At 66.9% G+C, this 24,624-nt stretch carries 29 protein-coding genes and 4 tRNA genes; 16 read left to right on the top strand and 17 right to left on the bottom strand.

What is annotated here, in order from left to right; all coding sequences use genetic code 11:
• The first annotated feature begins 17 nt into the window (after positions 1-17).
• From G6N49_RS23290 to G6N49_RS23295, 3 genes are all read left to right on the top strand, one after another.
• Complete coding sequence (locus G6N49_RS23290; RefSeq protein WP_235679571.1) at positions 18-326, top strand: hypothetical protein; 309 nt, start codon at positions 18-20, stop codon at positions 324-326.
• Positions 323-466, top strand: coding sequence for a hypothetical protein (locus G6N49_RS29615; protein ID WP_216824059.1), 144 nt, complete (start codon positions 323-325; stop codon positions 464-466). The genes G6N49_RS23290 and G6N49_RS29615 overlap by 4 nt, the downstream gene beginning before the upstream one ends.
• A 114-nt stretch (positions 467-580) precedes the next feature.
• A complete protein-coding gene (locus G6N49_RS23295; protein WP_099962229.1) occupies positions 581-1,177 on the top strand; it encodes a hypothetical protein in 597 nt (198 codons plus the stop codon).
• 114 nt (positions 1,178-1,291) lie between these two features.
• Here the strand turns inward: G6N49_RS23295 and G6N49_RS23300 are convergent.
• Positions 1,292-1,374 (bottom strand) — tRNA-Leu (locus G6N49_RS23300).
• A gap of 237 nt (positions 1,375-1,611) precedes the next feature.
• On the opposite strand from G6N49_RS23300, the gene G6N49_RS23305 reads away from it, so the two are divergent.
• From G6N49_RS23305 to pknB, 7 genes are all read left to right on the top strand, one after another.
• Positions 1,612-3,021 (top strand): FhaA domain-containing protein, encoded by a 1,410-nt coding sequence (locus G6N49_RS23305; protein ID WP_011557449.1) that lies wholly within the window; start codon positions 1,612-1,614, stop codon positions 3,019-3,021.
• Positions 3,022-3,164: 143 nt separating this feature from the next.
• Positions 3,165-3,629 carry an FHA domain-containing protein FhaB/FipA gene (locus G6N49_RS23310; RefSeq protein ID WP_011557448.1) on the top strand — a complete coding sequence of 155 codons (465 nt, stop codon included), beginning with the start codon at positions 3,165-3,167 and terminating at the stop codon, positions 3,627-3,629.
• A complete protein-coding gene (locus G6N49_RS23315; RefSeq protein WP_011854146.1) occupies positions 3,626-5,101 on the top strand; it encodes a PP2C family protein-serine/threonine phosphatase in 1,476 nt (491 codons plus the stop codon). Before G6N49_RS23310 ends, G6N49_RS23315 begins: the two co-directional genes overlap by 4 nt.
• On the top strand, positions 5,098-6,510 hold the full coding sequence (locus G6N49_RS23320; RefSeq protein ID WP_011557446.1) for a peptidoglycan glycosyltransferase RodA: 1,413 nt from the start codon (positions 5,098-5,100) through the stop codon (positions 6,508-6,510). Before G6N49_RS23315 ends, G6N49_RS23320 begins: the two co-directional genes overlap by 4 nt.
• Positions 6,507-7,982 (top strand): D,D-transpeptidase PbpA, encoded by a 1,476-nt coding sequence (gene pbpA / locus G6N49_RS23325; RefSeq protein WP_011557445.1) that lies wholly within the window; start codon positions 6,507-6,509, stop codon positions 7,980-7,982. Before G6N49_RS23320 ends, pbpA begins: the two co-directional genes overlap by 4 nt.
• Positions 7,983-8,013: 31 nt before the next feature.
• On the top strand, positions 8,014-9,345 hold the full coding sequence (locus G6N49_RS23330) for a protein kinase domain-containing protein (RefSeq protein WP_011557444.1): 1,332 nt from the start codon (positions 8,014-8,016) through the stop codon (positions 9,343-9,345).
• Complete coding sequence (pknB, locus tag G6N49_RS23335) at positions 9,342-11,216, top strand: Stk1 family PASTA domain-containing Ser/Thr kinase (protein WP_011854145.1); 1,875 nt, start codon at positions 9,342-9,344, stop codon at positions 11,214-11,216. The genes G6N49_RS23330 and pknB overlap by 4 nt, the downstream gene beginning before the upstream one ends.
• Here the strand turns inward: pknB and G6N49_RS23340 are convergent.
• Entirely contained in the window at positions 11,194-11,868 is a 675-nt protein-coding gene (locus tag G6N49_RS23340; protein ID WP_011854144.1) for an aminodeoxychorismate/anthranilate synthase component II, read from the bottom strand. The two genes, pknB and G6N49_RS23340, sit on opposite strands and share 23 nt — an antisense overlap.
• Positions 11,869-11,891: 23 nt before the next feature.
• Positions 11,892-12,728 (bottom strand): DUF881 domain-containing protein, encoded by an 837-nt coding sequence (locus G6N49_RS23345; protein ID WP_011854143.1) that lies wholly within the window; start codon positions 12,726-12,728, stop codon positions 11,892-11,894.
• Positions 12,729-12,793: 65 nt separating this feature from the next.
• On the opposite strand from G6N49_RS23345, the gene crgA reads away from it, so the two are divergent.
• Both crgA and G6N49_RS23355 read left to right on the top strand, forming a co-directional pair.
• A complete protein-coding gene (gene crgA / locus G6N49_RS23350) occupies positions 12,794-13,078 on the top strand; it encodes a cell division protein CrgA (protein ID WP_011557440.1) in 285 nt (94 codons plus the stop codon).
• A 155-nt stretch (positions 13,079-13,233) separates the two neighbouring features.
• Positions 13,234-13,653 (top strand): PH domain-containing protein, encoded by a 420-nt coding sequence (locus G6N49_RS23355; protein ID WP_011557439.1) that lies wholly within the window; start codon positions 13,234-13,236, stop codon positions 13,651-13,653.
• A gap of 13 nt (positions 13,654-13,666) precedes the next feature.
• On the opposite strand, the gene G6N49_RS23360 is transcribed toward G6N49_RS23355, so the two are convergent.
• Positions 13,667-14,194, bottom strand: a complete 528-nt coding sequence (locus tag G6N49_RS23360; RefSeq protein ID WP_011557438.1) for a peptidylprolyl isomerase — start codon at positions 14,192-14,194, stop codon at positions 13,667-13,669.
• A gap of 97 nt (positions 14,195-14,291) precedes the next feature.
• Here G6N49_RS23360 and cwsA point away from each other — a divergent pair, with 97 nt between their 5' ends.
• On the top strand, positions 14,292-14,705 hold the full coding sequence (gene cwsA / locus G6N49_RS23365) for a cell wall synthesis protein CwsA (RefSeq protein WP_011557437.1): 414 nt from the start codon (positions 14,292-14,294) through the stop codon (positions 14,703-14,705).
• 24 nt (positions 14,706-14,729) lie between these two features.
• On the opposite strand, the gene G6N49_RS23370 is transcribed toward cwsA, so the two are convergent.
• Positions 14,730-14,796, bottom strand: a tRNA-Ala gene (locus tag G6N49_RS23370).
• A 91-nt stretch (positions 14,797-14,887) separates the two neighbouring features.
• Positions 14,888-15,568, bottom strand: coding sequence for an NYN domain-containing protein (locus G6N49_RS23375; protein WP_163647432.1), 681 nt, complete (start codon positions 15,566-15,568; stop codon positions 14,888-14,890).
• Positions 15,569-16,031: 463 nt separating this feature from the next.
• Between G6N49_RS23375 and G6N49_RS23380 the strand changes: the two genes are divergently transcribed.
• Positions 16,032-16,229 carry a hypothetical protein gene (locus G6N49_RS23380; protein WP_083045505.1) on the top strand — a complete coding sequence of 66 codons (198 nt, stop codon included), beginning with the start codon at positions 16,032-16,034 and terminating at the stop codon, positions 16,227-16,229.
• 124 nt (positions 16,230-16,353) lie between these two features.
• Here the strand turns inward: G6N49_RS23380 and G6N49_RS23385 are convergent, their stop codons facing one another.
• The 9 genes from G6N49_RS23385 to G6N49_RS23425 form a co-directional block, all read right to left on the bottom strand.
• Positions 16,354-16,848 carry a hypothetical protein gene (locus G6N49_RS23385; RefSeq protein WP_083045506.1) on the bottom strand — a complete coding sequence of 165 codons (495 nt, stop codon included), beginning with the start codon at positions 16,846-16,848 and terminating at the stop codon, positions 16,354-16,356.
• A gap of 380 nt (positions 16,849-17,228) precedes the next feature.
• The gene (locus G6N49_RS23390) at positions 17,229-18,059 is read right to left on the bottom strand and encodes a phage major capsid protein (protein ID WP_083045507.1); all 831 of its coding nucleotides are present in this window, start codon (positions 18,057-18,059) and stop codon (positions 17,229-17,231) included.
• A 126-nt stretch (positions 18,060-18,185) separates the two neighbouring features.
• The gene (locus tag G6N49_RS23395; RefSeq protein WP_083045508.1) at positions 18,186-18,698 is read right to left on the bottom strand and encodes a hypothetical protein; all 513 of its coding nucleotides are present in this window, start codon (positions 18,696-18,698) and stop codon (positions 18,186-18,188) included.
• Positions 18,695-19,042 (bottom strand): hypothetical protein, encoded by a 348-nt coding sequence (locus G6N49_RS23400; protein WP_083045509.1) that lies wholly within the window; start codon positions 19,040-19,042, stop codon positions 18,695-18,697. Before G6N49_RS23400 ends, G6N49_RS23395 begins: the two co-directional genes overlap by 4 nt.
• Before the next feature lie 124 nt (positions 19,043-19,166).
• Positions 19,167-20,948 carry a hypothetical protein gene (locus G6N49_RS23405; protein WP_083045510.1) on the bottom strand — a complete coding sequence of 594 codons (1,782 nt, stop codon included), beginning with the start codon at positions 20,946-20,948 and terminating at the stop codon, positions 19,167-19,169.
• On the bottom strand, positions 20,945-21,319 hold the full coding sequence (locus tag G6N49_RS23410) for a DUF2742 domain-containing protein (protein ID WP_083045511.1): 375 nt from the start codon (positions 21,317-21,319) through the stop codon (positions 20,945-20,947). Before G6N49_RS23410 ends, G6N49_RS23405 begins: the two co-directional genes overlap by 4 nt.
• Before the next feature lie 130 nt (positions 21,320-21,449).
• On the bottom strand, positions 21,450-21,809 hold the full coding sequence (locus G6N49_RS23415; RefSeq protein ID WP_083045512.1) for a hypothetical protein: 360 nt from the start codon (positions 21,807-21,809) through the stop codon (positions 21,450-21,452).
• Positions 21,806-22,102, bottom strand: a complete 297-nt coding sequence (locus G6N49_RS23420) for a hypothetical protein (RefSeq protein ID WP_083045513.1) — start codon at positions 22,100-22,102, stop codon at positions 21,806-21,808. Before G6N49_RS23420 ends, G6N49_RS23415 begins: the two co-directional genes overlap by 4 nt.
• A gap of 142 nt (positions 22,103-22,244) precedes the next feature.
• Positions 22,245-22,454 (bottom strand): helix-turn-helix domain-containing protein, encoded by a 210-nt coding sequence (locus tag G6N49_RS23425; RefSeq protein ID WP_083045514.1) that lies wholly within the window; start codon positions 22,452-22,454, stop codon positions 22,245-22,247.
• A gap of 124 nt (positions 22,455-22,578) precedes the next feature.
• On the opposite strand from G6N49_RS23425, the gene G6N49_RS29295 reads away from it, so the two are divergent.
• Both G6N49_RS29295 and G6N49_RS23435 read left to right on the top strand, forming a co-directional pair.
• Positions 22,579-23,100, top strand: coding sequence for an XRE family transcriptional regulator (locus G6N49_RS29295; protein ID WP_179967787.1), 522 nt, complete (start codon positions 22,579-22,581; stop codon positions 23,098-23,100).
• Entirely contained in the window at positions 23,087-24,217 is a 1,131-nt protein-coding gene (locus G6N49_RS23435; RefSeq protein ID WP_083045515.1) for a site-specific integrase, read from the top strand. The genes G6N49_RS29295 and G6N49_RS23435 overlap by 14 nt, the downstream gene beginning before the upstream one ends.
• A gap of 48 nt (positions 24,218-24,265) precedes the next feature.
• Here the strand turns inward: G6N49_RS23435 and G6N49_RS23440 are convergent.
• Positions 24,266-24,338 (bottom strand) — tRNA-Ala (locus G6N49_RS23440).
• A 161-nt stretch (positions 24,339-24,499) separates the two neighbouring features.
• A tRNA-Ile gene (locus tag G6N49_RS23445) sits at positions 24,500-24,573 on the bottom strand.
• Positions 24,574-24,624 lie beyond the last annotated feature (51 nt).

Here is a 24,624-nt window from a genome sequence, read left to right on the forward strand (position 1 = left end):
CAACCCGAAGGATGAACATGACGCACATCGCACTGAAGGCTGTTCTCGTCGCTCCATTCCTCGCCGCCGGGCTCTCGGGCTGCGTTGCGCCTGACCAGGCCACCTCCACGCGAAGTAGCGGGTCGGCGGCGTCATGGCCCGAAGTCACGACGACGCCGCCTACACCGGTGGCGGCACCGCCCACCGCTGCCGACTTCATCATCGAGGTGATTGTGACCGAGCAGAAGTGCTTCGGGTCCGCCGGCTGTAACTATCGCTACACGGTCAATCCGCAGTACATCAGCGCCCAGCCGTTGCCGGAGAAGACCACCGTGGTTTCACCGTGACAGGTGGCGAACAGGATCAGGTCGGCAACTTCACCATCGACTCGGACGGCACAGCCACCTTCGATCGTGAGACCTCGATCTCCGGCGAAGAGAACGCCGACTTGCAGGCAAGCGTCACGCAAGTCATTCCCGGCCGATGACCGAAATCTTTGCGCGGGAAGAGATGCAAAGCGGGTACCCGCCGGCCGGCGTCGCCAACCCGTAAGTGACCCTCATGGGCGCCTTTGTCAGTGGTGGCATGGAGACTCAGGACCGTGAACGACCACATGCTCTTTCGACCACCGCCCGCGCCGGAGCTGACGGGAGACGAGCGCTTCAAAGGACTCGACCGCAGCGTGAGGGAGTTCTGGTCATACGCTGCCAGAGACCTTCGCTCCAACGTCCTTCGAGGCGTTCTTGCGGAATGGCTCGTAGCGAAAGCCGTCGGCGCGGCGGAACCCCGGCCTGAATGGGATGATTTCGACGTCCTCACTCCCGCCGGCACTCGCGTTGAAGTCAAGTCTTCGGCTTACCTCCAAGCGTGGACGCAGCGCCGGCTGTCGACCATCGCCTTCAGCGGCCTCAACGCCGCGAAGTGGGACGCAGAGCTGGGGCGTTCAGATCAGCGAACATTCAATGCCGACGTGTACGTCTTCTGCGTCCAAACTGCGCGTTCACATGGTGCCTACGATCCGCTGGACGTTTCACAGTGGGACTTCTACGTCCTGCCGCGGTCCAGCGTTGAGTCGATTGGTCAAAGGAGCATCGGGTTGGCGCGGATCCAAAGTGAGGCGCAACAAGTCGCTTTCGACGGCCTTCGCAGCGCAATTGATGAGGCCGCGCAGGCCCCAATCCGGGACTTACGCGAGTAAATCCCGTCGCCGCTGGCTGGGCAGCCGTCATGACGAACAACCCACCAAACACAAAGGTCACGACCTCTTCGAGTTCGTGACCTTTATGCCCGGAGTTCGTAGAACTCCTCGCTGTGGGCGAAGGGGGACTTGAACCCCCACGTCCCGAAGGACACTGGCACCTGAAGCCAGCGCGTCTGCCATTCCGCCACTCGCCCGGACGACCGCAGGAGCCTATCACCCCCGTCGCGTGCACCCCAAAACCGCAGCAGAGGCGGCCTCCGCTCCCCTCCGACGTGACCGGCGACGCATTGACCTGCCCCGATGTGATTCTCAGAGTTTCGTTGGTCCCATCGGCCGAACCTGGGTAGATACCATGCAGGAAGAGTCCGGGCCAGCCGACACGCGGCGGTCCGACTGCGTGAGCAGCCACGACGAACGAGACGGGCGGTGACATGGGTCTGGTGGACCGTTTCGAGCGCAAGCTCGAATCCACCGTCGGCGACGCCTTCGCCCGCGTTTTCGGCGGATCGATTGTGCCGCAGGAGGTCGAGGCACTGCTGCGCCGCGAAGCGGAGGCCGGAATCCGCGAGCTCGGCCGCGGCCGCATTTTGGCACCGAATGAATACGTAATTACCCTCAGTGTGCCCGACCATAAGAAGGTAAGCGCCGATCCTGACCTGACCGCGACCACTTTCGCCAAGCATCTGGAGGGATACATACGTGAGCAGGGGTGGCAAACGTATGGTGATGTGGTCGTCAAGTTCGAACAGGCACCAAATCTGCACACTGGACAGTTCCGCGCTCGTGGTGCGGTCAACCCCGACTCGACCACCGGCGAACCCGCCCCAGCACACCGAGACCACGCGTTCCCCGCAGAACCAGGAGTACCACCGATGAGCGACAACCCGACGTACCGCGGCGGCGGCCAGGGACAGGGACGGCCCGGCGACGAGTACTACGACGACGGCTACGGCCGGCCACAGGAGGAGCCGCGCGGCCAGGAGCCCCGCGCCCCCTACCCGCCGGAGCAGGGCGGCTACCCGCCCCGCGGCGGTTACCCCGAGCAGGGCGGCTACCCCGACCGCGGCGGCTACCCAGACCAGGGCGGCTACCCAGACCAGGGCGGCTACGGCGGCGGCTACGAGCAGCGCGGCCCGGGCGGCTACGGCCCGCCCGGCGGCGGCTACGACCAGGGTTACCGCCAGGGTCCCGGCGGATACGCACCTCCGCCGCCTCCCGGCGGGCAGCCCGGCTACGGCGCGCCCGGCGCGGACTATGACTACGGCCGTCCCCCCGGCGGCCCCGGCCGCCACGAGGACGGCGGATACGGACGTCCCGGTTACCCCGATCAGGGCGGCTACCCGGATCAGGGCGGGTACGGCGGCGGCTACGGCGCTCCGGCCGGCGGCCGTCAGGACTACGGGCAGGACTACGGCCGCGGTTACGCCGAGCCGGCCGGTGGTTACGGCGACCCGGGATACGGCGAGCCCGCCGGCCGTGACTACGACTACGGCCAGGGCGCCGGGGGTTATGGCGGCGGCTACGGCCAGGCCGACTACCCCGCCGCCGGCGTAGGTACCACGGTGACCCTGCAGCTCGACGACGGCAGTGGCCGCACCTACCAGTTGCGCGAGGGCGCCAACGTCATCGGTCGCGGTCAGGACGCCCAGTTCCGGCTCCCGGACACCGGTGTGTCACGCCGCCACCTGGAGATCCGGTGGGACGGTCAGGTCGCCCTGCTGTCCGATCTGAACTCCACCAACGGCACCACGGTGAACAATGCGCCGGTCCAGGAATGGCAGCTCGCCGACGGTGACGTCATCCGTCTGGGGCACTCGGAGATCATCGTCCGGGTGCACTGAGAACACGGCGCGCCCGGTCACGTTCAGGTCAAGCTGTCGGCTTCGTCTTCGCCCCGATCGCTACCCCAAGTATCGTGACGTTGCCAGCAGGCGCGGGCGACGGTGATACCGGCGTGCGGTGATCAGGACGGAGAGGACGTCAGATGCAGGGGTTGGTGCTGCAGCTGACGCGTGTCGGCTTCCTGCTGCTGCTGTGGTTGTTCATCTGGTCGGTGCTGCGCATTCTGCGGACCGACATCTACGCGCCGACCGGTGCGGTCATGGTGCGCCGCGGTCTGGCCCTGCGCGGCTCGCTGCTGCCCAACCGGCAGCGCAGCGTGGCCCGGCAGCTCGTGGTCACCGAGGGTGCGCTGACCGGCACCCGGATCACGCTCGGCAGTCAGCCGGTGCTGATCGGGCGGGCCGACGACTCGACGCTCGTGCTGACCGACGACTACGCGTCCACCCGGCATGCCCGGCTGTCGCCGCGCGGCTCCGAGTGGTACGTCGAAGACCTAGGATCGACCAACGGCACATACCTTGACAGGGCGAAGGTGACGACTGCGGTAAGGGTTCCGATGGGTACGCCGGTTCGAATCGGCAAGACGGTGATCGAGCTGCGCCCGTGACCCTCGTTCTTCGGTATGCCGCGCGCAGCGACCGCGGCCTGGTCCGCGCCAACAACGAGGATTCGGTCTACGCCGGTGCGCGTCTGCTGGCACTGGCCGACGGGATGGGCGGCCACGCCGCGGGTGAGGTCGCCTCGCAACTCGTGATCGCCGCGCTGGCCCACCTCGACGACGACGAACCCGGCGGCGATCTGCTCAGCAAGCTCGACAATGCGGTGCGCGAAGGCAACTCGGCCATCGCCGCCCATGTCGAAGCCGACCCCGAGCTCGAGGGTATGGGCACCACGCTCACCGCGATCCTCTTCGCCGGCAACCGGCTCGGTCTGGTCCACATCGGCGACTCCCGCGGCTACCTCATGCGCGACGGTGAACTCACCCAGATCACCAAGGACGACACGTTCGTCCAGACCCTCGTCGACGAGGGCCGCATCACCGCCGAGGAGGCGCACAGCCACCCGCAGCGCTCCCTGATCATGCGCGCGCTCACCGGACACGAGGTGGAGCCCACACTGATCATGCGCGAGGCCCGCGCCGGCGACCGCTACCTGCTGTGCTCCGACGGGCTCTCGGATCCGGTCAGCCACGACACCATCGCCGAGGCGATGCAGATCCCCGATGTCGCCGAAAGCGCCGACCGGCTCATCGAATTGGCGCTGCGCGGGGGCGGCCCCGACAACGTCACGGTGGTCGTCGCCGACGTGGTGGACTACGACTACGGCCAGACGGCCCCGATCCTGGCCGGCGCGGTCAGCGGCGACGACGATCAACCGCCCCCGAATACGGCCGCCGGCCGCGCGTCGGCGTTCAATCCGAAACGCAACGCTCCGAAACGTGTTGTGGCGCAGCCGGAAGAGCCCGTCAAGAAGCCACGGTCCAAGCGCCGCATGATCATCGCCGCGACGTTGGTGGTGCTGGTGGTGCTCGCCGGGCTGGCGATCGCCCGCGAGATCGTGCGCAACAACTACTACGTGACGGCACACGAGGGCACCGTGTCGATCATGCGCGGGGTCGACGGCTCCCTTCTCGGATACTCGCTGCAGGAGCCGTATCTGCTCGGCTGCCTCAACGCCCGCAACGAACTCTCGCTGATCAGCGCGGGCCAGTCCGGTGAGAACCGCGGATGCCAGCTCCTCGACGTCCAGGACATGCGCGAATCCGAACGCGCCCAGGTGGTCGCCGGTCTTCCCGGCGGATCTCTCGACGAGGCGATCGCGCAGATCGAGGAACTCGCCCGCAGTTCGGTCCTGCCGATCTGCCCGCCCCCGGCGACGACCAGCCGTCGCCCACCGCCGCCCCCGCCGCCCTCACCCACGGAATCCGCTGCGACGAGCGCTGTTCCGCGCCCGGGCACCTCCCCGGCGCCCGAGACCCCGACGACGGTCACCCCGCCGCCCCCTCCCCCGTCGCCCACGGTGACCGCACTGCCTCCCCCGCCACCACAACCGGGAACGACCTGCCGGGCGGCGTCATGACCACCCAGCCGCAGTCGCCGGTGACGGTCACTCCGCCGCTGCCGAATCGGCGCAACGCCGAACTGCTACTGCTGGCCTTCGCCGCGGTCATCACCACCGTCGCGCTGCTGATGGTGGAGGCCAACCAGGAACAGGGCATCAGCTGGGATCTGGCCCAGTACGCCGCCGGCTACCTGGCCCTGTTCGCCGGGGCCCACCTCGCCGTGCGCCGCTACGCGCCCTACGCCGACCCCCTGCTCCTCCCGGTGGTCGCCCTGCTCAACGGGCTGGGCCTGGTGATGATCCACCGCCTCGACCTCGCCCAGGGCGAGCTGACCGGGCGGGGCCTCGGCGGCACGGCCAACCAGCAGATGCTGTGGACGCTGGTCGGCGTGATCGGATTCGCTTGTGTCATAACGTTTCTCAGTGATCACCGGATGCTGGCCCGCTACGGTTACGTCTGCGGGTTGACCGGTCTGGTCCTGCTCGCCATCCCGGCTGTGCTGCCCGCCTCGATGTCGGAGCAGAACGGCGCCAAGATCTGGATCGAGTTGCCGGGCTTCTCGATTCAGCCCGCGGAGTTCTCCAAAATCCTGCTGCTGATCTTCTTCGCCGCCGTGCTCGTCGACAAACGCGAACTGTTCACCAGTGCGGGCAAGCACTTCCTGTGGATGGATCTCCCCCGCCCGCGCGACCTCGCCCCGCTGCTGGCGGCGTGGATCGCCTCGATCGCGGTGATGATCTTCGAAAAAGACCTCGGCACCTCGCTGCTGCTGTACGCGTCGTTCCTGATCCTGCTCTACGTCGCGACGGACCGCATCAGCTGGGTGGCGATCGGCCTGAGCCTGTTCGCGGCGGGAAGCGTTGTCGCATATCACCTTTTCGGCCACGTCCGGGTGCGGGTGCAGACCTGGCTGGACCCCTTCGCCGACCCCGAGGGCGCCGGCTACCAGATGGTGCAGTCGATGTTCAGCTTCGCGACGGGCGGCATCTTCGGCACCGGCCTGGGCAACGGCCAGCCGGGAACGGTGCCCGCGGCGTCGACGGATTTCATCATCGCCGCAGTGGGGGAGGAGCTCGGCCTGGTCGGGTTCTCCGCGGTGCTGATGCTCTACACGATCCTCGTCATCCGGGGACTGCGCACCGCGATCGCCGTGCGTGACAGCTTCGGCAAGCTACTGGCCGCCGGTCTGGCGTCCACCCTGGCGATCCAGTTGTTCATCGTCGTCGGCGGTGTGACGCGGCTGATCCCGCTGACCGGGCTGACCACCCCGTGGATGTCCTACGGCGGTTCCTCACTGCTGGCCAACTACCTGCTGTTGGCCATCCTGCTGCGCATCTCCCATGCGGCCCGCAGGCCCATCAGCACCAAACCGGTGACGCAGACACCGATCGCCGCCGCCAGCACCGAGGTGATCGACAAAGTATGAACACCTCACTGCGGCGCATCGCGGTCACGATCATGGTGCTGATCGTGCTGTTGCTCGGCAACGCCACCGTCACCCAGGTCTTCACCGCGGATGGACTGCGCACCGATCCGCGCAACCAGCGCGTACTGCTCGACGAGTACTCCCGCCAGCGCGGACAGATCACCGCCGGCGGTCAACTGCTGGCGTATTCGGTGTCCACTCCGGGCCGGTTCCGGTTCCTGCGGGTGTATCCGAATGCGCAGGCCTACGCGCCGGTCACCGGGTTCTACTCGCTGACCTACTCGAGCACCGGACTGGAACGGGCCGAGGACACGATCCTCAACGGCTCCGACGAGCGGCTGTTCGGCCGCCGGCTGGCCGACTTCTTCACCGGCCGCGATCCGCGGGGCGGCAACGTGGTCACCACCATCAACCCGCGGGTGCAGCAGGCCGCCTGGGAGGCGATGGAACAGGGCTGCAACGGACCGTGCAAGGGTTCGGTCGTGGCGCTGGAACCGTCGACGGGCAAGATCCTCGCGATGGTGTCCGCGCCGTCCTACGATCCGAACCTGCTGGCCACCCACGACGTCGAGGAACAGACCGCGGCGTGGCAGCAGTTGCGCGACAACCCGGACAACCCGCTGGTCAACCGCGCGATCTCGGAGACCTACCCGCCCGGTTCCACGTTCAAGGTCATCACCACCGCCGCCGCTCTGCAGAACGGCGCGACCCCGGACACCCAGTTGACCGCGGCGCCACGCATCCCGCTGCCCAACAGTTCGGTGACGCTCGAGAACTTCGGCGGCTCGGCCTGCGGCGGCGGCCCCACCGCACCGCTGCGCGAAGCGTTCGCCCGATCGTGCAACACCGCCTTCGTCGAGTTGGGCACCGACACCGGTACGGAGGCTCTGAAGAACACCGCGTCCGCCTTCGGGCTCGACACCCCGCCCGCGCCGATTCCACTGCAGGTCGCCGAGTCCACGGTCGGCCCCATCGGTGACGCCGCGGCGCTGGGCATGTCGAGCATCGGGCAGCGGGACGTGGCGTTGACACCGCTGCAGAACGCGATGGTCGCTGCCACCGTCGCGAATGAGGGGGTAACCATGCGGCCCTACCTGGTCGACAGCCTCCGGGGACCCGACCTGGCAAACATCACCACGACCGAACCGGTCGAAGAGCGCCGGGCGGTGACACCCGAAGTCGCGGCTACACTGACTGATCTGATGGTCGGCGCCGAGCAGCAGACGCAGCAGAAGGGAGCCATCGCCGGCGTGCAGATCGCTTCGAAGACAGGCACTGCGGAGCACGGGACCGACCCGCGCAACACTCCGCCCCATGCCTGGTACATCGCCTTCGCACCGGCGCAGGCGCCCAAGGTCGCCGTCGCGGTTCTCGTGGAGAACGGCGGCAACCGGCTCTCGGCGACCGGGGGACAGGTCGCCGCGCCGATCGGACGCGCCACCATCGCCGCCGCGCTGCGGGAGGGCTCATGACTGCGCGAAGCCGAGCGAAGCGAGGCGAGCAATGAGCCCCCGCGTCGGCGTCACCCTGTCCGGCCGCTACCGGCTCCAGCGACTCATCGCCACCGGCGGTATGGGTCAGGTCTGGGAGGCCGTCGACAGCAGGCTGGGCCGTCGTGTCGCCATCAAGGTCCTCAAGGCCGAGTACTCCACCGACCCGGAGTTCGTCGAACGGTTCCGCGCCGAGGCACGCACCGTCGCGATGCTCAACCACCCCGGCATCGCCAGCGTCTACGACTACGGCGAGACCGATATGGACGGGGAAGGCCGCACCGCGTACCTGGTGATGGAGCTCGTCAACGGCGAACCGTTGAACTCGGTGCTCAAGCGCACCGGACGCCTCTCGCTGCGGCACGCCCTGGACATGCTCGAGCAGACCGGACGCGCGTTGCAGGTCGCCCACACCGCCGGTCTGGTGCACCGCGACGTCAAACCCGGCAACATCCTCATCACCCCGACCGGTCAGGTGAAGCTCACCGACTTCGGCATCGCCAAGGCCGTCGACGCGGCCCCGGTCACCCAGACCGGCATGGTGATGGGCACCGCGCAGTACATCGCGCCCGAACAGGCCCTCGGCCACGACGCGACCGCCGCCAGCGACGTCTACGCACTGGGGGTTGTCGGCTACGAATCCGTCTCGGGGAAGCGGCCTTTCACCGGTGACGGGGCCCTGACCGTGGCGATGAAACACATCAAGGAGACCCCGCCGCCGCTGCCTGCCGATCTGCCGCCGAACGTGCGTGAGCTGATCGAGATCACGCTGGTGAAGAACCCCGGTATGCGCTACCGCTCCGGCGGACCGTTCGCCGACGCGGTCGCGGCCGTGCGCTCGGGGCGGCGTCCGCCGCGGCCGAACCAGGCACCGAGCATCGGGCGCGCCACCCCCGCCGCCGTGCCCTCGGCGGCGCAGGCCCGCGCGGCCGCCGATCTCACCGGCCGGGCGCCGGTCACCGCCGCCCGCGCCCGTCCCACCGGTGCCATCCACCGGCCGCCACCACCGCGGCGCACGTTCTCCTCCGGTCAGCGCGCGCTGCTGTGGGCCGCCGGCGTGCTGGGCGCGCTGGCGATCGTCATCGCCATCCTGATCGTGCTCAACGCCCAGGACCGCAAGGACCGCCAACTGCCACCGCCGACGGTGACGAACACCATCACCGAGACCACGCCGTACCAATCGCCCGCCGCCATGCCCGAGTGGATGCCCGATTGGACCTCGTCTGCGGTCATCGGTCATGGTGGAGACACATCCGGGGCAGTCCGCCCCGACGCGGTTGCCGCATCCGCGCACCTACGGGCGCTGCCCGCCCCTGCACAGACATGGCTCCGAACACAGACATGACCACCCCACAGCACCTGTCCGACCGCTACGAACTGGGCGAGATCCTCGGCTTCGGCGGGATGTCGGAAGTCCACCTCGCCCGTGACAACCGACTGCACCGCGACGTCGCGATCAAGGTGCTGCGCGCCGACCTGGCCCGCGACCCGAGCTTCTATCTGCGGTTCCGGCGCGAGGCGCAGAACGCCGCCGCGCTGAACCACCCCGCGATCGTCGCGGTCTACGACACCGGGGAAGCCGAGACGCCGGCCGGGCCGCTGCCCTACATCGTGATGGAGTACGTCGACGGCGTCACGCTGCGCGACATCGTGCACTCCGAGGGACCGATGCCGCCGAAGCGGGCGCTGGAGGTCATCGCCGACGCGTGCCAGGCGCTGAACTTCAGCCACCAGCACGGCATCATCCACCGCGACGTCAAACCCGCCAACATCATGATCAGCAAGACCGGTGCGGTGAAGGTGATGGACTTCGGCATCGCCCGCGCGCTGGCCGACTCCAGCAGCGTCACCCAGACCGCCGCGGTGATCGGCACTGCGCAGTACCTGTCACCCGAACAGGCCCGCGGTGAGAAGGTCGACGCCCGCTCCGACGTCTACTCGCTGGGCTGCGTGCTGTACGAAATCCTCACCGGGGAACCGCCGTTCGTCGGCGACTCGCCGGTCGCGGTGGCCTACCAGCACGTCCGCGAGGATCCGGTGCCGCCGTCGCAGCGTCACGAGGGGGTCTCCCGCGACCTCGACGCCGTGGTGCTCAAGGCGTTGGCGAAGAACCCCGACAACCGCTACCAGACCGCCGCGGAGCTGCGCTCGGACCTCGTCCGGGTGCACAGCGGCGAACCGCCCGAGGCGCCGAAGGTGTTCACCGACGCCGAGCGGACCTCGATGCTGTCGGCCGCACCGCACCCCGGTCGCACCGAACCGATGACCCACATGCCGCGTCCCGAACCGCGACTGGTGGAACGCAACCGTGGGGGATCGATCGGCCGCTGGATCGCCGCCGTCGCCGTCCTGGCGGTGCTGACCGTGGTGGTCGCGGTGGCCATCAACACCTACGGCGGCGAGACCCGCGCGGTGCAGGTGCCCGACGTGCGCGGTGAAGTCTCCGCCGAGGCGATCGCCCAACTGCAGAACGCCGGTTTCACGGTGCGCACCCAGAACGAGCCGAATTCGGAAGTGGCGCCCGACCACGTGATCAGCACCTCGCCCGAGGCGAACACCGAGGCCGACGCCGGTGAGGAGATCACGCTCAACGTCTCCACCGGGCCCGAGCAGCGCGAGGTTCCCGACGTGAAGTCGCTGACCTACGCCGAGGCGGTGCGCACACTCACCGACGCCGGGTTCGGGCGCTTCCGCCAGCAGGCCTCGCCGTCGACCCCGGAGCTCAAGGACCGGGTGATGGCCACCAACCCACCGGCCAATCAGACGTCGGCGATCACCAACGAGGTCACGATCATCATCGGTTCGGGCCCCCAGACTCGCGCCGTTCCCGAGGTCGTCGGCCAGACCGTCGAATCGGCCCAGCAGATCCTCACCGCGTCGGGTTTCCGCAACTCGGTGCCCGCCGAGGTTGACAGCACCGAACCGGCCGGTCAGGTGCTCGGCACCAGCCCGACCGCCGGTGAGAACGTGCCGGTGGACACCCTGATCCAGCTGCAGGTGTCGCGCGGCAACCAGTTCGTGATGCCCGACCTCACCGGTCAGTTCTGGACCGATGCGGAACCGCGCCTACGGGCACTGGGGTGGACCGGTGTGCTCGACAAGGGCGGCGACGTGCAGAACAGCGGTCAGCGCACCAACGCGGTGGTCCGTCAGACCCCGCCGCCGGGCACCGGTGTGAACTTCGACAGCCGGATCACGCTGAACTTCGCGTCGTAGCGGCGGCGACCGTCGAGGCGACCTCGTCCTCGAGGCGCCGGACGAGCGCCTCGTCCGGGGCGCTGCCGCAGTAGCCCAGCCAGTTGGCCAGCATCCGGTGGCCGCCCTCGGTGAGGATCGACTCGGGGTGGAACTGCACGCCGTGGATCGGCAGGTCGACGTGGCGCACACCCATGATGACGCCGCCGGGAGTGCGCGCGGTGACCTCGAGCTCGTCGGGCATCGTTTCGGGCAGGATGGTCAGCGAGTGGTACCGGGTCGCGGTGAACGGGTCCGGCAGTCCCTTCAGCACACCGCGGTTGGTGTGGTGGACGATGCTGGTCTTGCCGTGCAGCAACTCCGGGGCGCGGTCGACGGTGCCGCCGAACGCCACCCCGATCGCCTGATGGCCGAGGCACACGCCGAGTAGGGGAGTGCCCGCCGCCGCGCACGCGTGCACCAGCGGGATCGAGGCGCCTGCGCGTTCGGGTGTGCCCGGGCCGGGACTGAGGAGCACACCGTCGAAGTCCTCGGCGGCCTTGGCGATGTCGGCGTCGGTGCTCAGCCGGTTGTCGTCGTTGCGCCAGACCGTCACGTCCACCCCGAGCTGTCCGAGGTACTGGACGAGGTTGAACACGAAGCTGTCGTAATTGTCGACGACCAAGAACTGCATTCGGCCAGGTTACATCCGGTGTGTCAGTACCCGACGGGTCCGATCGGCTGTGCGTGCTTCATCCGGACCGGTTCGGTGTGGCCGACGAGTTCCACCTCGGCGCGCGGCTCCTCGGTGTAGCCGAGGCCGAACCGCACCACGTACTGCTTGTAGAGCGTCACCAGCGGGGACGCCGACAGCGCGGCCTGCATTGCGCCGGCGTCACCGATCGCGGTGATGACGTAGGGCGGGCTGTAGGTGCGCCCGTTGAGCAGCAGGGTGTTGCCGACGCAGCGGGGTGCGGACGTGGCGATGATCCGCTGGTCCTGCATCTGGACGCCCTCCGCGCCCGCGCTCCACAGCGCGTTGAGCACCGCCTGGATGTCCTGCTGATGGACCACCAGATCGTCGGGGGAGGCGTCCCTGGGGAACCGGCCCTCGGCGTCGCGCTGGGCGTCGTTGAGGGTGACGACCAGGCCCGGCCCCTTCACCGGGTTCAGCCCCGCTTCGGCGGCCAGGGCCGCCGACCGGTTGGTGATGGCGCTCAAGGCCGCATCGGTGCCCGGGCTCCCACCGTGGTGGCCGTCGACCTGCGCCGAGAGGGTGTCGCGTTCGGCGCCGAGGCGGTCGACGGACTGCTGCGCCTCCCGCACGAGGTCCACCAGCCGGGGTGCGTCGCTGCGGCGGATCTCGTCACCGCCGGACACCCCGTGGGTGGCGGCCAGCAACAGGCCGGCGGCCAGACACACCAGCGGCACCCCGAACCGCCACCCGGAGCGGCGGCCGGCGCCCGCGCGCGCCGGGGCCGCGGGGGCCGCCGACGTCGTGGGCGGCGTTTCCCGGTCCGGTACTGCGTTAGGCTCAGGGGGCATCTGCACCATCGTCGCATCTCGGAGCCGGTCAGCGCACCGGTGGAACTGCGACGCCGACAGCCACGAAGGTGACCATGCCCAAGTCGAAGGTCCGCAAGAAGAACGACTTCACCATCAGCCCGGTCAGCCGGACGCCGGTGAAGGTGAAGGCCGGCCCGTCGAGCGTGTGGTTCGTCGCCCTGTTCGTCGGGCTGATGCTCATCGGGTTGATCTGGCTGCTGGTGTTCCAGCTCGCCGCGACCAACCCGGTCGACGCACCCGGGATGCTGCAGTGGATGGCCGACCTCGGCCCGTGGAACTACGCGATCGCGTTTGCCTTCATGATCACGGGTCTGTTGCTCACGATGCGGTGGCGCTGAGCCCCCAACCGGGCGGAATGAATTCATTCCGCGCCCGGCTGGCGTGTCACACAGCAACGCCAAGCCCCCGCAATCACATCCGTGTAGTTCATCCCCATTGGGGATAGCACTTGTGGATAACCTCATCGGCAACGGTAAAAGGGTGTGCACAACCCATGCAGCAAACTGAATGGAGTCCGCCCGCGGCTGGAATCGCAGGTTGCGGCTTCGCGGGTCTGTTGATGGCAATCGCGGCTGTGACTGTCGTCACAGACCCTCCGGGCAGGCTTCTCGCCGGCATTGCCGCAGTGGGATTGATCACATTTGCAATCATGTCGTGGCGTGCCCGGCCGAAGCTGGCAATCACCCCCGAGGGGGTGGCGGTGCGCGGCTGGTGGCACACCCGGGTGCTGAGGCAGGCCGACATCAAGATCGTGCGGATCACCGAGTTCCGGCGCCTGGCCCGCAAGATGCGGCTACTAGAGATCGACACAGCCGATGACCGGCTGCACGTGTTCACGCGGTGGGATCTGGGGACTGACCCCGTCGACGTGCTCGATGCGCTCACTGCGGCCGGCTACACCGGCACGCAGTGAACGCAGTCGTCGGTCAGCTGATGGTGACCGACTCGATGACCACGGGATCGGTCGGCCGGTCGTTGCGGTCGGTCGCGGTCGTGGCGATCGCGTCGACGACCTTCTGCGACTCGGGGTCGACGACCTCGCCGAAGATGGTGTGGCGGCGGTTGAGGTGGGGGGTCTTGCCCACGGTGATGAAGAACTGCGAACCGTTCGTGCCCGGCCCGGCGTTGGCCATCGCCAGCAGGTAGGGCTTGTCGAACTGCAGCTCGGGGTGGAACTCGTCGGCGAACTGGTAGCCCGGCCCGCCGCGCCCGGTGCCGGTCGGATCGCCGCCCTGGATCATGAAGCCGTCGATGACCCGGTGGAACACCGCACCGTCGTAGAACGGACCCGACGTGCTGCCGGAGGCGTTCTCGCCCTTGTAGTCCTTCGTGCCCTGCGCCAGGCCGACGAAGTTCGACACCGTCTTGGGGGCGTGGTTTCCGAACAGGGCGATCTTGATGTCGCCACGATTGGTGTGCAGGGTCGCCGTCGCGGTCTGAATAGGGCTCGTCACGGGAAGTCAGTGTGCCATCCGCCGATTGGGCGCCGACACCGCACCCGGTGATGGCAGGCTGTGGTGACCCACCGGACCGTTGCAGAAGAGGTGACGCATGACCCTGACGCCGTTGACACCGCGACAGCGGTTGGCCCGCGGTCTGAAGTACACCGCGGTCGGACCCGTCGACGTCACCCGAGGCGTCCTGGGCGTGGGCGTCGACTCCGCCCAGGCCACCGCGGCGGAACTACGCCGGCGCTACCAATCCGGACAGCTGCGCCGTGAACTCGCCGCCGCGCGGGAGACCCTCGTCGCGGAGCTCGTGGCCGCCCAGGAGGCGGTCAGCGGTCTTCCCGAGGCCCTCACGGGTGCCCGCGCCCGCAACCGGCGCCGTAAGCGCCTGCTGATGGTGGGGGTGGGGGCCGGCGTCCTCGCGGTGGGGGCGGTGACGTTCTCGATCGTGCGCCGCTCGATGAAACCCGAACCGTCGCCGCTGCCACCGAGCGTGGAGGTCACCCCGAAGCCCTGAAGGGGGCCGGGTGGGGAAAGGGGGTGGAGCCTAGGAGATTCGAACTCCTGACATCTGCCTTGCAAAGGCGAATCGGACCGCTGCTCAGCCCTGTGCACTAGTTATGAGGTGCGCAGCTACATCACTCCAGATCACGGAAGATTCCTGTAACTGTGGGCAGATTGTGGGCACCGGGTGGGCAGTCAACGCCGATTGGAACTCGGTCGCCACTGCATGTCGGGCACAGGCCCCCGCCAGCCCTCTGGGACGGGCATATTGCGGTAATCGATCTTGTCTTCGACCCTGCCGAAAACCGTTCGGTCGAGGGGGTGGAAGGGCACCTCGGCTGCTTCCGGACGTTCCGGCCTTATCTCGATACGCCCGACAGCAGTACCACCCGGGATCGCCTGCCAGATGGCGACCTCGACTTCGACCTGGGTCTCGTCGAGGACCTGCAAGATCGCGTAGCGGAAGTCCTTATCGGCAGAGACCAAGACCACCGTGTCGACTTCGCCCCTAAGGGCATCGATCAGCATCGTGTTGGCCAGCCGGACGTCGACGCCCTTCTCTTCCGCAGTCCCGTCGCCTTTGTAATTGACGGTCTGCCGGTAAACCTTGCAGCCCCATTTCTCCCATTGAGCCGCGCGCTTGGCCTCCATCAGCGCGCCGCGCGGATCTCTGGCCGGATCGGGCGCGCCTCGAAACACCTTCGTCAGATGTAATTCGTGGGTGTCCCTCCGAGGTGGGGCTCCGGCTCCCGGCGACTGCAACGCAACGCGCTTCGCCAGATACAGCGGGTTGACATTGCCCCGGTAACCGGGTTCCCGAGTCAAGCCAAACGCATCTCGAGCACCTGCGTACACATTGCTGTAATCGATGTACACACCGACTCGCCGCTTGCTCACCGATCCCCTGCCACGCTGGAGAAAAAAGATGGCCCGGCACCCCCGAAGGGGAAAGACCGGGCCGCAACTGATGTCCAAGTTAGGCAACCTGGACGACACTGTCAACAGTTATGACGCCGGGTGCATTCCGCGCCCTGCCTGCATATATACGGCCTAGAACACCGCCCAAGTCGGGATCGTGGGGGCTCCGCGGTTCGCCCCTTCCTGGAGCCTAGATCGTGGTTCTACGCGGCCGCTAGGCGCCCAAAATGGGCATCCGGCAGGCGGGAACGCCGACGGTTATGAATCACATCAGTGCAATGTGATATAGATCACTTCGTCGGGGGTCGAGGCGACCCGCGGGGCCTGCTCACGGATGACAACCGGCATTTTCGTCATGTGACGATTGGCGCTCTGCCGCATCCTGCCTCGCTTGTCGGACCCATATGCGACACTCCGCGGCATGGCCTTCAAGGTGTACCGCGACAGCGCCGAACCATTTCAAGAGTACGGCGACGATGACCGCTTCGAGATCATCGAGGGTGGGGTTCTGAAGATCCACCGCAAGGATGGAACCACCGTCTACATCAACGCCACGCTGTGGGCCAGTGTCGAAGAATCACCACGTTCATCGGCGTACGAAACGCCGGTCATCCTCTAGTTCATCGGCTGTCCCTCGACGTCTGGGGCGGGGTCACTCCCCTTCCCCTTCGGCATCAAGTTGGGCTTCGAGGATCTGCTGGTCGCCCATTCCCGCTTAGTGGAATTCGCCTAGAACCGCCGGGTCAGCCGGGTTCGCCAACAACGGCCGGCACCCCATACCGTGCCGCCAGCAGCGACCTCATTCGCTCGGCTTCGGCCGATTCGCTGCCGTCACCGAGTACCCACAGCTCGTCGATGATGCCGGTTGCGGCTCTCAACTCCGGGGCCATGATCGCGTGCTGGTATGGGAAGACCTGCCGTAATGTCACGCGCCCGACCGCGATGGGGCCAATCTGTCTCGAGCGATCGGACCAAACCGCGCACCGCCGATGAATCTCTGCTTTCAGCAGAACCTCCGAAGCAGTCGTGAACGCGTAGACACCGCACTCGCAGTCCGGCACTGGCGGCCAGTGCGCAGCATCTCTATAGCATCGGGCCTCGAAACGCCGCTTCGGCCAGCTGACCCCTTGGTTGCGTTCTGGCTCCGGCCAGTAATACGGCGACACCAGCATTAACCCGTCGAGGAACGTCTCGTGGACGCACCAGAAGCGCCAACCGGTCGCGGTCCCGATCAACATCGACGTGCCTTTCAAACCGTTTGGAACTCATACACACCGGCAGGCCCTATGCCATCCGTGGCCGGTGTCGACAGGGGTGGGGGGATACCCCCCGGGGTTGACGTGGCCCGCCGCTCGAGGCATAGGCGAACAGAGAGGGAGCCGGTTTCTTTTTTGAAAAAATCGTCGGGGGGGGATCGCCTATGCCTTGAGTGGCGGCTGACCAGCGGCGACCGGGTCAGTCCCCCACCCCCGGTGTGGAAATCGGCCTCTGTGTGTGAAAGCCCCGCCTATGCCTGGAGTGGCGACAGGCCGATTGTCATGGGTTGGTTCCCCAGGGGGTTGACGTGCGCCGAGGGCGGAGGCAATCACTCGTATCCCTCGACGCACGTCACACTCACTTAGGGGGTGACGACGGTGGTCAGCTTGGCGATGCGGTCAGTGTGCATGACGTCCCAGCCGAGGCGGAACGTCAGCCGGATCGCGACCACGTCATTGGCGAAGAACGCGTCCTCGCTGCGAGCCAAACGGACCTGGCTGACCGCGGCGATGACGCTGGATCGGTCGACGACGAGCAGACCACCGACGGGCATCGCAGGGGTTACCGATACCGGGACACCGAGCAGTGCGCGCTGGCCGGGCTGGGTGACATCGGGACCGATCAACGGCTGCGCGGAGGTATCGCTCACCTTCAGCTTGGACAGTGTCGCCCAGGCGTCGGGTGCTGCGATGATGTTCGTCGCGGCGCCGCCGACGGCTTCGATCCCGGCGATGGCATCGACGACTGGGTCGAGGTCGGTGTCGATGGCGCCGCCGTCGGTGATGCCGGTGATGTTGAGCAGACCGGTTGGGGCGGAGGCGTTGCCGAGGTAGGCGGCGTTGGCTTTCCGCACGACCGATCGACGTAGCGAGTTGGTGACCATGCGTGCGGCTTCGGGCTGCGCCAATGTCTCGTAGCTGTACTTGCCGAGGGCGGCGACCTTGTTCGTGTGGACGACGACCTCGTCGAACTCTTGGGCGGCGTCGGGGATCGGTGCGCCTTCGGCGACGAATCCGACTGTGCCGTCATCGGAGACGTACGGGACGCGGACGGCGGGTTCGTCACCTTCGATGCGGCCGACCACGGTGGCCGTGGTCAGGATCAGGGCGTCGGGGATGACGTCGTCGGGGACGTAGGCGGTGATGTCTGGCCGCCATGCGGCGGGGCTGGTAGGTGTGGTCTGAGTAGCCACGATGAATCGCCTTTCAGGAGAGCGGAATTGGTGGCTCGCCGCTGGCGATGCCGTGGGATGCCCTCCTGGGGCGGTCTGTGGCGGGGGGTCGAGCACCAGGCCCGAAACCCCCTGCCACAGCCCATTCTACTGCTCTCGGCCCATAACGACGTTGACCATGCTGTCGGCGCCGCTGCGTCCGCTGGTGGCGGGGCTGTAGCCCTCGCGGGGCACGTGCAGCCCGGAGCGGGGCTGCGGAATACCGAACTGTTCACGGATCTCCGCGGCGCGGGTCTGGACCTTGTCGGGGTCGAGTTCGCCCGCCTCGTTGAGGAGGTCTGCGATTGTGGTGCCGCCGGCCCACAGTGCTGCGCCCTTGGCGAGCATTTTGCCGGCCAGGCGTTCAGCTTCGGCGCGTTGCATCCCCTCGAGTCGTGCTGCGAGGGTGTCGCGTTCGGCTTCGGTGTCGCGCAGGCGTCGACGGTACTTGGCGGCCTCCCGGTTCCCGTTGTCCGGTTCGGAGTCTGCGGCGTCGATGTCGTCCGCTGCCGGATCTGCGCTTTCCCTTTCCTCGGAGTCGGTTGTGTCGCCTGCTGTGTCCGCTGCGGCGTTGAAGGTGTCGAGGTCGACCGGGTCGAATTCGTTGGTGCTGTCAGTCATTTGGTGTCGTCCTTCTTTGTAGTGGGGATGATGGTGATTCCGGGTAGTTCGCCCGGCGCGATGCCGAGTCGCTCGGCCTCGGCCTCGGTGATGACGGTGCCGCCGAAGATGCCAGTCACCGTGCGGGCTTCCTCGACGCCAATAGGTATGCCGTCGGGGTCGCAGATCACCTTGCCGGGGATCGTGCCGCTGCACGGCTTCCCTGCCGCCGCTGATTGGCGTTCGAGGGCCTCACGCGTTAACCCGGGGGTTGGCACGACGTCTTGCGGGGTGCGTTCGGCGGTACTGAACACCTGGCGCACCCAATCGCGCGTCTCATCGTCTTGCTCGTTGCCTTCCTGCACGTCAACTCCTATGTGTGTGAAACGGGGGTCCGAAAAGGTTTTGAGTTCTGCACAGACAGTCAGGCCCTATGCCATCCGTGCCCTGGTTGACCGGGGGGAGGGGGTATCCCCGGTGGCTTCCACGTCATGCGGATTCCTCCCCGTCGGTGGGCGGGTTGATGATGTGCCAGATTCGGTTGGACTTGCTTCGCCCGCGGGCGGGCACGCTCTGGATGCGCGGGGAGTCGCGGGCGGTGGCCCTGACGGTTTCCCACCCGTAGCCGGCGGCCTGTCCAGCGATGCGGACTTCGTCGGGTGTGACCTCGGTGCGGCCAAGGGTGTCGAGGTAGTCGTCGAGCCATTGGCGGACGGGCCGATAAGTGTGCTGCCGGTCGGGGGTGATCGACCATGTAACCCTGCCGCCGGCGCGGTCGATGACGGCGATGTCGGGGTGCGCTCTGGCAGCGTTGGCGAGGGTGGACATGGTGTACCCAGCGGCCTCTCCCGCCTGGTATACAGCAAATGCCGGGACAGTCGTGTGGCCTGCCGCTTGCAGTTCGTCGATGTGATCGGCGAACCACTTCACTGCGGTCACCTTCGGGCGGGGAGAATCCGCCGACCTGCGGGAATCCAAGTGCGTGACTGTGGCTTGCAGTTCAGGGCTGAACTCACGGTTCAGGGCCTCTGACCTGCCGATATCGGGGCTGAACTCGGATTCAGGGCTGAACTCGGGGTTCAACTCCAATTGTGCACCACCTTGCGTGGCCTCAATGCGGGTGATCATACCGTTTGCAGCTAACTCTGCTATCGCCGCTTCGAGCAGCTCGCGGTACTCCTTCTTGCCCATCCTGGCCCGTAGATCACCGCGCGATATCCGGCCATCGGCGAGGACCTTGAGCACCCTGCGCTTCACCACGTCGAGGCGCCGTTGATCGATGAACTCCTCCCCGACCGCGCGCGCCATCGCACGATCCTGAGCCTTGGCCCGTGCTGCCCGGCGCGCCTCGTTCACGATCCAGTCCCGGGTGGAATCGGACACCGCCATCACCGTCTCGGATAGCTGCCAGTCCAACTCGGAGATCACAGAGCGGTGGTGCATGATCGCCAGGCCCGCGGCGACCTTGCAGCGGGTCAGCATGCGGTGCCCATCCAAGGCGTTGGCTTCACCGCGTTGGCGCGCGAGGTGCGCGGCGATGATCTGCTCGCGGATCTCGCTGGGACCGTACTGGATCTCCACGGTGTCGGTCGTGCGACTCCACGCGGGCAGAGAGGTTTCTAGGGGTGCAGGATCGTCGGGCGGGTCCGCGGGCATGTCCGGGTCGGTGGTCGGGACCCACAGCACTCGCTGCGGTGTGCCCCCACTCGTGTCGTTAAAGATGACGTCGCAGTGACCGGGTTGGGCGCCGACGCTCATCACGCAGCGGTAGCTGTGTGGGAGCACCACACGCGTTGTGGCCTCCGAGGCGTTGGACTGCCCGATCAACTCGCCCATCACCGCGGCCTTGAGTTGAGCGAGCAAGATGGATCCTTGCCGTGACGCGATGCCGGTTAGCGAGTCGATCTCACTGACGTTGATGATCGCCTGGGTGATCCGTTCGACGCCCTCCTTTTTCGGAGGGGCGAAGAGCGCGGCGATGCCCTCGCCGGAGCCGATGGGGCGTTCGATGATCGGCGTTGGCCACGCCAGTCGTGCGACCTTGTCGCTGATGCCTTTCCCGCCGCCGGACGGGGAGACGAACGCGCCGATCAGATTCAGTGATGCCGGCCCCCCGATCACGCCGGGCAGCTGGACGCCGGGGCTGGTGCTGGCGTGCACCCGGAGGAGGACCGCAAGGAACACGGCCCACTTGGCGGCGAAACGTGCGTGTGCCCACTGCCTGATCGTCTGGAGTTGGGGAGTCGCGTCGAAGAACTCGTCGCCGGTCAAGATGCTCTCCTAGAAGCCGTTGGGCGGGCCCAGGGGTGTGCTTCATCCCACTGGGCGCGCTGGAGTTGTTGGTGCGCGATCTGTGACCACGGGGCCGCCGTCGATATCTCCTGGTTCGCCTCGGCGCGTGCCGCTTGAGCTGTCTCCATGCGCAGAGCATGGTGTTCACCGGCGGCAGCCAACGCGAGCAACTTCCGCGGGTCGCTGTCGGCCAGGGCTCCCCATGCGGGGGTTCCGGCCATTGGCAATGATCCTGTGTTGGCCTGCGCGAGAACAGCTTCGAGGAACACATGGGTGGCCCACCACGAAACCTCTTGTGACGCGGAAGTGCCCGCCCCAATGGGGCGGGTCTCCCTGTGCGCTCTGGTCACTGGCGCTCCGCCTCAGCACCAAGCAGTCTCGAAAAGTGCACCGCGAAGCGCACTTTCCCAGACCAGTCGGTGCAATCTTCGCCAGCGAAAGCGCGGCAGAGCTGGCAAGCGGCGTTGAGTGGTTCGGCGGTCATCGGGTCAATCCCTGTTGAATGTCGGCGGCCCGGACCAGCGTCGCCGCCAACGATCTGGCGGCGTCGGAGCGTAACCGGAGCGTCTGCTCGACCCACTCCGCGCCGATGTATTTTTCGATGGTCAGCTCGATGCCGTCGAAGCGTTGGCCATCGGCTGCGAGCTCGCCCGACGTCAGGGCGCTTGGGTGAGCCATCGAGGTCGCAGTGACCCATATGTTCGGCGGGTGCGGCTCGCCTTCGAGCGGGATGGTTTTGACGCCGTGAACCATCCGCATGCAGTACGGATAGGTGTCGTGGTGGGTTTCGCCGGTACCACGGTGGTCGCACCACACGGCGTGGAAGTCCGTTGCGCTCATCGCTTCACCGCCTCGTCGCCTTCGAGGACGTCGTTCGCACGGTCCAGCGCTACGGCGGCGCGGCGCAGATGGCCGAGTGCGGTGACAACGTCAGCGACCGCGAACAACGGTGCCGTCTCTGGCAGGTCGCGTAAGACGTCGTTGATGTCGTGGCGCAGGAGGTCGACGCGGTTGGCGGCGACGTCGAGCCGTTGGCTGGGCGACTCCGGTGGTACGTAGGTGGCGCAGAACGCGCACACATCGCTGTCGCAGGTGGGTACCGTGCAGTGCAGGCATTGCTTTACAGTGGTCATGACTAACCTTCCTGGTGATGGGTGAGTTCAGACGCCGTCAGGGCTGCCACCCTGGCGGCGTCATAATTTCGGGGCCGCATATCCTCGGTCCGGTCGGCCTCAGGATCAAGGCCGAGATCTTCGTGCTGCGGGTAGATCCGCATCAGGCAGCGCCGCCGATGCGATTCGCCGCGAGGTAGGCGACTACGTCTTCGCGGAGGTACCTGACGCGGCCGCCGATCTTCACGTAAGGGATGCCTCTGCGGCGATACCTGTCCTGGCTGAGCGCGTCGACAGTTGTTTGTACGACTCTCGCCACTTGGGAGGCGGTTGCGACTGGAGGCAGCGCCTCCGGCGCAAGGAGATCGGCCATTGATGTTTCCTTTCAATCGTTTGAGAGATCGTTTGGATCTCTCGCGAGGTAATAATGCATCACGATTCGCAACGTGGTCAAGTGAATCGCTGGAGAGATCCAAACGATCGCCTATCGTTGTCTCGTGACTCCTACACCGGATGCCTCGAAGGCGCTGACCAAGAACCCGTTGGGAGCAACCGGCGAGGCCGTTGCCGCCAACGTCGAGCGGCTGCGCACCGAGCAGAACCTGACATTCGCTGCGCTGTCCGAGCGGCTGTCTCGGATCGGGCGGCCGATCCCAACGCTCGGATTGCGCAAGATCGTTGCCGAGACGCGGCGGGTCGACGCGGACGACCTGGCCGCTTTAGCTGCGGCACTTGATGTTTCGCCGGTTACCCTGCTGATGCCTGAGACGTCTGATGCTGACGAGCAAGTGTCGGTCACAGGCAAGGAGGGGCCGGTGCCAGCGGGGCAGGTATGGGACTGGTTGCGCGCGTGGGAGACGATCGACCGTAAAGGCCGGCTTGAGTGGTTCATTCGTTCCTGGCCCGTTTGGGACAGGGATCGCCTCGCCGAAAAGCTCGACGCCTTCAAGCAGCGGCAGGAAGACCACTTGCAGCGTCGGCGGGTAGCCAAGGGAGAGGCCGCTGATGGCAACGATTGAAAAGTACGAGACGAGCTCCGGCGCGGTCCGTTACCGGGTGCGGTACCGGACGCCGGACCGTCGACAGACTGACAAACGAGGGTTCCGCACCAAACGGGATGCCGAAGCGTTCGCCAACCAGCTCGAGGTGGACAAGCGGCGTGGGTCGTATGTAGCGCCGGCCGCCGGTCGGGTGAAACTGGGGGAGTACGCGCAGGAGTGGCTCGCGTCGAAACACAACCTCAAGCCGTCGACCCGGTCCCGGTATCAGGTGGTGCTGGACACCTTCATTGCGGAGCACGCACACGTCGCGCTGGGGGACATCTCGCGGCAGCTCGTGCGCGATTGGGTGGCCGAGATCAGTTCGGATCGATCACCGGCCACGGTGCACAAGGTGGTCGGTGTGTTGCGCCAGGTGCTCGCGATGGCGGTGTCGGACAACCGCCTGGTGCTGAACCCGGTCGACGGTGTCGAACTGCCCGCGGTGGGGACGGTCGAGCAGCGGTTCCTCACCCTCGAACAGCTGCACGCGCTGGCGGCGGCGTCGGGCGAGCACCGGGCGTTGGTTTACGTGCTCGGGACGTGCGGGTTGCGGTTCGGTGAGGCTGCGGAGCTTCGGTGGCGTGATGTCGACCTCGACCGACTGATGATCAGGGTCACGCGGTCTGTGGTGCTCGTGGACAACAAGTTCGTGGTGGGGTCGCCGAAGGGCGGCAAGGGCCGCACGGTGAGCCTGCCGGCCTTCGTCGCCGATCTGCTGCTGTCCGGTAGTTGTGCAGCAGCAGACGAACTAGTGTTCCCGGACTCCGCGGGTGGTCACATGCGGGGGACCAACGTGCGGCGGCGGTGGTGGTCTCAGGCGGTCACTGAGGCGCAGCTGTTTCCGACCATGACGGACCACGACACGGTGGTCTATGAGTTTAAGTTGCACGAGTTGCGGCACACAGCGGCGTCGTTGGCGATTCAGGCGGGCGCGAACATCAAGAGCTTGCAGAACATGCTGGGACACGAGAGCGCAGCCCTCACCCTGGACCGTTACGGCCATCTGTACGGGTCGGATGTGGATGCGGTCGGGGTGGCAATCAACGCGTTGTTGACTCGTGATTGTGGGCATAGTGTGGGCACGGACGCGGCCTAGACGCAGAACAGGCCAGACCACATAGGGTCTGACCTGCCGTTTGACTTGTGGAGCCTAGGAGATTCGAACTCCTGACATCTGCCTTGCAAAGGCAGCGCTCTACCAACTGAGCTAAGGCCCCTCGCGGGTCAGGCTGATCGTTCGTCGAGCGCGTGCCACACCTCGGGGCCGTGCCGTGACCGCCACACCAGAACCGACGCGGCCACCGCAGCGAGCACCAGAACGAATCGCACGGTGCCCCCTTCCAGCGGGCCTGGCCGGTGTGGCGACCAGCCTGTCCAGTGGGCCTAGGAGGACTCGAACCTCCGACCTCTTCGTTATCAGCGAAGCGCTCTAACCGCCTGAGCTATAGGCCCGTAGTCGCATACGGACGAGCAGCGAGATTACCGTAACCGCGCCTCTGTCCC

It is taken from the genome of Mycolicibacterium monacense (assembly GCF_010731575.1).
Lineage (GTDB): Bacteria > Actinomycetota > Actinomycetes > Mycobacteriales > Mycobacteriaceae > Mycobacterium > Mycobacterium monacense.

What these genes read in the sequence shown, in the direction of transcription:
- pknB (WP_011854145.1), top strand. Translation starts at nt 9,342, where the DNA reads ATGACCACCCCACAGCACCTGTCCGACCGCTACGAACTGGGCGAGATC.
- crgA (WP_011557440.1), top strand. Translation starts at nt 12,794, where the DNA reads ATGCCCAAGTCGAAGGTCCGCAAGAAGAACGACTTCACCATCAGCCCG.
- G6N49_RS23330 (WP_011557444.1), top strand. Translation starts at nt 8,014, where the DNA reads ATGAGCCCCCGCGTCGGCGTCACCCTGTCCGGCCGCTACCGGCTCCAG.
- G6N49_RS23415 (WP_083045512.1), bottom strand. Translation starts at nt 21,809, where the DNA reads ATGAGCGCAACGGACTTCCACGCCGTGTGGTGCGACCACCGTGGTACC.
- G6N49_RS23355 (WP_011557439.1), top strand. Translation starts at nt 13,234, where the DNA reads ATGCAGCAAACTGAATGGAGTCCGCCCGCGGCTGGAATCGCAGGTTGC.
- G6N49_RS23385 (WP_083045506.1), bottom strand. Translation starts at nt 16,848, where the DNA reads ATGTTGATCGGGACCGCGACCGGTTGGCGCTTCTGGTGCGTCCACGAG.
- G6N49_RS23395 (WP_083045508.1), bottom strand. Translation starts at nt 18,698, where the DNA reads ATGACTGACAGCACCAACGAATTCGACCCGGTCGACCTCGACACCTTC.
- G6N49_RS23345 (WP_011854143.1), bottom strand. Translation starts at nt 12,728, where the DNA reads ATGGTGCAGATGCCCCCTGAGCCTAACGCAGTACCGGACCGGGAAACG.
- G6N49_RS23435 (WP_083045515.1), top strand. Translation starts at nt 23,087, where the DNA reads ATGGCAACGATTGAAAAGTACGAGACGAGCTCCGGCGCGGTCCGTTAC.
- G6N49_RS23380 (WP_083045505.1), top strand. Translation starts at nt 16,032, where the DNA reads ATGGCCTTCAAGGTGTACCGCGACAGCGCCGAACCATTTCAAGAGTAC.
- cwsA (WP_011557437.1), top strand. Translation starts at nt 14,292, where the DNA reads ATGACCCTGACGCCGTTGACACCGCGACAGCGGTTGGCCCGCGGTCTG.
- G6N49_RS23420 (WP_083045513.1), bottom strand. Translation starts at nt 22,102, where the DNA reads ATGACCACTGTAAAGCAATGCCTGCACTGCACGGTACCCACCTGCGAC.
- G6N49_RS23290 (WP_235679571.1), top strand. Translation starts at nt 18, where the DNA reads ATGACGCACATCGCACTGAAGGCTGTTCTCGTCGCTCCATTCCTCGCC.
- G6N49_RS23425 (WP_083045514.1), bottom strand. Translation starts at nt 22,454, where the DNA reads ATGGCCGATCTCCTTGCGCCGGAGGCGCTGCCTCCAGTCGCAACCGCC.
- G6N49_RS23320 (WP_011557446.1), top strand. Translation starts at nt 5,098, where the DNA reads ATGACCACCCAGCCGCAGTCGCCGGTGACGGTCACTCCGCCGCTGCCG.
- G6N49_RS23340 (WP_011854144.1), bottom strand. Translation starts at nt 11,868, where the DNA reads ATGCAGTTCTTGGTCGTCGACAATTACGACAGCTTCGTGTTCAACCTC.
- pbpA (WP_011557445.1), top strand. Translation starts at nt 6,507, where the DNA reads ATGAACACCTCACTGCGGCGCATCGCGGTCACGATCATGGTGCTGATC.
- G6N49_RS23305 (WP_011557449.1), top strand. Translation starts at nt 1,612, where the DNA reads ATGGGTCTGGTGGACCGTTTCGAGCGCAAGCTCGAATCCACCGTCGGC.
- G6N49_RS23310 (WP_011557448.1), top strand. Translation starts at nt 3,165, where the DNA reads ATGCAGGGGTTGGTGCTGCAGCTGACGCGTGTCGGCTTCCTGCTGCTG.